Origin of the sequence: Collinsella aerofaciens (assembly GCF_040926405.1) — a bacterium.
Taxonomy (GTDB): domain Bacteria; phylum Actinomycetota; class Coriobacteriia; order Coriobacteriales; family Coriobacteriaceae; genus Collinsella.
The window spans coordinates 1-5281 of the sequence record NZ_JBCOIG010000019.1; the positions used below are offsets into that span (position 1 = coordinate 1).

The window sequence follows — 5281 nt, forward strand, 5'->3', positions numbered from 1 at the left end:
CCATAGGACGGGTAGCGCCCGCGACCGTGGTCACCAGATCGCGAACGCGGGAGAACGTGGCAGTGACCACCTCGTTGGCACGGCTGTAGTCGACATCGCGCTCGTAGAGCGAAACGAGCGCACGGCCCATGCCATAGGTGCCCGCGGCAGCAGTGAGCGCCTTGACGGCAAACCCAATATGCGGCGTCTGCTTGACAAGTGCGCGGGTGACCGCGCGGATCACAAGACCGCCGGCAAGCACGCCCGCGACCTCGTAGCCGCGCTCGGGCTTAATGCCGCGTCCAAAGACGGCAGCGAGCTCAAAGAGCATGCCCACCTGCGCCAGCGCCATAACGGGATAATCGGCGCCCGGCAAAAACACCAGCGCACCGGTCGCCATATTGGTGAGCGCGCACGAGGTGATGATACGATTGGCCGCCGCGATGCGCATGAAGGCAAAGTTCGCCGCAAAAGCCGTTTCCTTGTCGGTGCGATCGAGAATCCAGCGGGCAAGCGTCTCGAGCAGATACGTCTTATCGGTTGCCGCTACCACGCCGAGCATGGGCGTGGACTCCTCGATAAACGGCACCTCCACAGCAGACTCGGCAAGCACGCACACGGGCGCGCCGGCGATCACGAGCTCCTGCACGGCACTCTCCAAGCGGTCGGAACCACACGAGAGCACCAGTACCACATCGGTATCGGTCTTTGGAGCAATTCGCTCCTCCCCCAGACGCTCGACGCGCACAATGCCCGAGGTCGTCTGCGGCACAAAGGCGTCACGCACCGTCTCGGCCAGAAAGCGCGAGGCGGACGAATCCAGATAGACCGAGACGCGCACCGGCGTATCGGAATCCTTCTTAACGGACGCGCCCATCTTAAAAGCGCGGGTCAGCTTATCTACGGGAATTTTCATAGCAAACCCCTCCAGCGGTTACGCGGCGCCCGAACGATGCCGCCATATGGATTGTACGATACCCACCGTCAACAGCTGAATCATCATCGAAGACGAACCAAAGCTAATAAACGGTAGCGGAATACCGGTAATCGGCATCATGCCGATGCACATGCCGATGTTCTCGAAGGTCTGGAATGCCCACATGCCGACGATACCCACACACGACAGACGCAGGAACAGCGACTCACACTTAAAGGCGACGCGAATCGTCGAAAAGATCAGCAGCACATAGAGGCACAAGAGAAAAAAGGAACCGCAAAAGCCAAAGGTCTCGGACAGGAAGGCGAAGACGAAGTCGGTGTGGAACTCAGGCAGAAAGCCGCCGGCCGACTGCGTCGCATGGCCCAAACCCTTACCAAAGAAGCCACCCGAGCCGACCGCGATCAACGACTGCTGCAGGTTGTAGGCATCGTCCGAATCGGCATTATCGGGGTCGATAAAGACCGTCAGACGGTTCATCTGATACTGCTTGATGAGCACATCGTGGCCGAGCAACGAATCAAAGACCGAATCGAGCGCCAGGACGAGGGCCACCAGGCCCACGAGCAGGGCCAGGGTCGACAGTACCCATTCGCGGCGTGCGCCGCTCATACAAATGACGATGGCACCCGAAACAAGCACGACCAGGCCCGAGCCCAGGTCGCCCATGGCAACGACGGCCAAAAACGGAATGGACAGCATGCCGCAGAGCTTGACGTAGTCGCGAACGGTATCGATGCGACCGTTATACTGCGAGCCAAGCGTAGCAATAAAGAAGATGGTGATGAGCTTGGCAAGCTCAACCGGCTGGAATGTCAAGCCGATACCGGGAATCTTGATCCAGCCCGTCATGCCCAGACCGCCCGTATAGGACAGACCCGGAATCTTGGGCGAGAAAATCACGATCAGGTCGATGACGAGCAACGCCGTCGAGAAATTGGAAATACCGCGCAGGTCGGTTCGCCAGACGAGCACCGCCAGCACCGCTCCGATGCCAATTCCCAGCAGATGACGTGAGAACGAAGCATCGGCCTTAAACTGCGAAGCCGACCAGATAATGATGGCACCGTAGGCGACGAGCGCCACAGTAGCCACGAGCACACCGATATGCACCTTTTGGCGAAACGTGCCGCGCGAGGCCGAAAGTTGCTTGTTGACACGGTCCAGGCTGCTGCGAGAGCCGGTCTTGGTTGAACGGAACAGATCCGCCGGAGAAAAATCCATCGCAACCTCCTATCGAACCGAAGAATCGCCCGAGGCCGAAGAGGTATCGGGCTCGTCATAAATCACGCCGAGCACGTCGCGCACGACATGCATCGCGGTATCCGAGCCGCCGCCGCCCTGCTCCAGGACAGTAGCGATGACATACTTGGGGTCATCGGCCGGTGCATAGGCGCAGAACCACGCGTATTCGTCCTCGCCGCTTTTCTCGCCCGTGCCCGACTTGCCGTATACCTGCGGCGTCAGGGTGCCAAAGTGCGCCGCCAGGGACGTCGATGCCGTGTAAATCACGTCGTGCATGCCGTTGCGAACTAGAGCCAAATCCGAATCGCTGTTGATCTTGGCCTCCAGGCGCTTCTTCTTGCCCTTGCCGTTGTACTTATAGGCATCGCCGTCGCCATCACGCGACACGGCAGACAAAAACACGTGAGGCACGTACTGTTTGCCGCCGTTGGCAAGACCCATATAGGCGCACGCCATCTGCAGGGGCGTCACCAGGATGTCACCCTGACCGATAGCAATGTTGGTCATATCGCCGGCATTCCACTTGCGGTCCTCGGCAGAGGCGTCGGTGAAGTACGACTCTTTCCACTCGGCATCGGGAATACGGCCCGCGCCCTCACTCGGCAGATCGATACCGCAGGTCTCGCCTAGACCCCAGCGACGAAAGACCTCCTGCAGGCCCTCGGGATGTTGCTCGTCATAAAAGAACGCCTTGCCCATGTCGTAGAAGACGGGGTCGCATGAGTTGGCGATACCCGACTGCAGCGTCATGGTGCCGTGGCCGGAATGCAGCCAGCAGTACTTGCCCCACGACTTGCCCAGACCCGTCCAATAACCCGTGCAGTTGGTTGTCTGCGTTGAAGTGTAGGTTCCAAACTCAAGACCGGCCAGTGCCGAGAGCGGCTTGATGGTCGAGGCCGACATGTACTGTCCGCTAATGGCGCGGTTGAGCAGCGGGTGCGAACCCTTGTCATCATTGAGCTCGGTCCACACGTCATTTGAGACGCCGCCGATAAAGACGGACGGATCGAACTTGGGCTGGCTCGCCATGCCCAGGATCTCGCCATTGTTGGGATCGAGACACACTACGGCGCCGTTGCCGGCATTGCTGTAGCCAGTGGTCTTGGCAAGCTCGATAGCGCTCGCCAGCGCCGTCTCGCAGGCCTGCTGGATCTTAAGGTCGAGCGTGAGCTTAATGTCGGAGCCGGCCTTCGCGGGCACGGCGCCGGCCTGACCGGTCACATTGCCCGAGGCATCGACCTTGACAGTCTGCTCGCCACGAATACCCTGCAGCAGGTTTTCGTAGTAGCTCTCAACGCCCGCCTGGCCCACGATATCGCCCGACTGGTACGTAATCTTGCCAGCAGAAGCATCATCATCGCCAGAGGTTTTCTTATTCTGGGCCTCGAGCTGCTCGGAGGTAATGGTGCCGGTATAGCCCAAGATATGACATGCCGTCTCGCCATATGGATACTGGCGCTCGGTACGCTCGGCAATCTTGACGCCCGGGAACTCGCCGGCATGCTCCTGAATATAGGCAACCGTGGAGCGACGGACGTCCGTCGCGATGGTATGCAGGCTCTGGGCGCCCTCTGTATTGTCCTGAATATTGCGAAGGACCGCCACGTAAGGCATTCCAAGCACGTTGGCAAGATGGCGAACCAGAACCTCATCCTCGGCAAGGTCGCGGTAGGCCACGACAGCAAGTGAGGGACGGTTCTGGACAAGCGCCACGCTATTGCGGTCGAGGATGCGGCCGCGCACAGCGGGTGTGGTAACGGTGCGAGTCTGATTACTATTGGCCTGCTTCTCGTAATAGTCCGACGAGACCATCTGCATGCCCCACAGCTTGACGGCAAGTGCCGCAAACATCGCGCCCACACCCGTGGTGAGGATGGAAAAGCGGCCCTTAAAGGCGGTCGCCGCGGTATTGCCCTCGCCCTCGGTGGCGCGCGGGGCCGTTCCATGCTGTGTATCGTAGGTAAAACGGGAATCGCCACGACGCATGATGACCAGCGCGACCACGATGGCCACAACCAGCACGATACCGGCGATAATAACCGTCATCTGGGAAGACATCTACGGGCCTCCCCTATTTGAGCTTGCGGGTCTTGGGCTTAAAGCGCATACCCGTCTGGCGTCCGCCACGTGCGGAGAATCCATAGCCGGACTGCGGCACGACGCCGGACATCAAAAACGGAATGGCAACCAGACCCGTCAGGATCGAGGACGGCAGCGCATGGCCGAAGATCGCCACGACAAAGCTCGTCTCCAAACCCATAAACAGCAAGATGATGCTGTAGATCACATTAATGACGAGCGCAAAGGCGCCCACGGTGACGCCGCGCGCACTCGGGGTACCGCCCGTCTGACCGACGGCGCTGTGCACCAGGGCAAAAGAACCCACGGTCAGCAGGAGCGACATAACGCCCACCGGCACGGCAGCGGACAGGTCATAAAACAAGCCGCTGCAAAAACCGCACACGACGGCACGGGTCGGGTCGCCCGAGAACACGCTTAGGCACACCAGGATAATCATGAAGTTGACGCGACCTCCCGCAATGGAGATCTGCGGTGCCAGGCCTGCCTGCAGCAGCACACACACAATGGCGGCGATTACAAACGTGCGGGAGCTCATCCCCTGCTCGTGTAGATCCATGGACATGCCCCCTATTCGCTCGAGCCGGAATCGGTCGTCTCGGACGTGTCGGAACTGTCATCCGAGCTCTCGTCCTTCGTCTTGGTCGCAGCATCGCGCGACGTTCCCTGCGGCGTGCTGTTGGCCGTGCTCACGTCCTCATCCGAGGCCGACTGTTCGTCGGTCAGCGAGGTAATGACCAGCACTTCCTCGTTGTTCTCGGCCGTCGTCTGAGCGCGCACCACAATGGTGTAGTACACATCGTTTGCCGATTTCTCAACCGACGAGACGGTGCCGAGCGGTAGACCCTTGGGGAACACGCCACCGATGCCCGAGGTCACGATGATGTCGCCAACCTTAACATCGGAGTCGACGCTCACGTACTCAAGACGCAGCGTGCCGTCAGCCTGACCCTGCAGCATGCCCTGGGCGCGCGTGTCCTGCACCATGGCGGACACGCCCGAGTTCTCGTCGCTAATCAAGCGCACGGTAGAGCTCTTGGC

At 60.1% G+C, this 5281-nt stretch carries 5 protein-coding genes; all 5 read right to left on the reverse strand.

What is annotated here, in order from left to right:
* Positions 1-895: YcjF family protein (locus tag AB5758_RS07300; protein ID WP_368155461.1), on the reverse strand; the 895-nt coding region annotated here is incomplete at its 3' end.
* A gap of 18 nt (positions 896-913) precedes the next feature.
* Positions 914-2140, reverse strand: coding sequence for an FtsW/RodA/SpoVE family cell cycle protein (locus AB5758_RS07305; protein ID WP_346965113.1), 1227 nt, complete (start codon positions 2138-2140; stop codon positions 914-916).
* Between the two features lie 9 nt (positions 2141-2149).
* Complete coding sequence (gene mrdA / locus AB5758_RS07310) at positions 2150-4219, reverse strand: penicillin-binding protein 2 (protein WP_368141143.1); 2070 nt, start codon at positions 4217-4219, stop codon at positions 2150-2152.
* Between the two features lie 13 nt (positions 4220-4232).
* Entirely contained in the window at positions 4233-4799 is a 567-nt protein-coding gene (locus AB5758_RS07315; protein WP_022094761.1) for a rod shape-determining protein MreD, read from the reverse strand.
* A gap of 11 nt (positions 4800-4810) precedes the next feature.
* Positions 4811-5281 (reverse strand): rod shape-determining protein MreC (mreC, locus tag AB5758_RS07320; RefSeq protein WP_368155462.1); only part of this gene is annotated, 471 nt, incomplete at its 5' end.

Bases quoted from the DNA above. Each gene is read 5' to 3' on its own strand.
- AB5758_RS07305 (WP_346965113.1), bottom strand. From the start codon at position 2,140: ATGGATTTTTCTCCGGCGGATCTGTTCCGTTCAACCAAGACCGGCTCT.
- mrdA (WP_368141143.1), bottom strand. From the start codon at position 4,219: ATGTCTTCCCAGATGACGGTTATTATCGCCGGTATCGTGCTGGTTGTG.
- AB5758_RS07315 (WP_022094761.1), bottom strand. From the start codon at position 4,799: ATGGATCTACACGAGCAGGGGATGAGCTCCCGCACGTTTGTAATCGCC.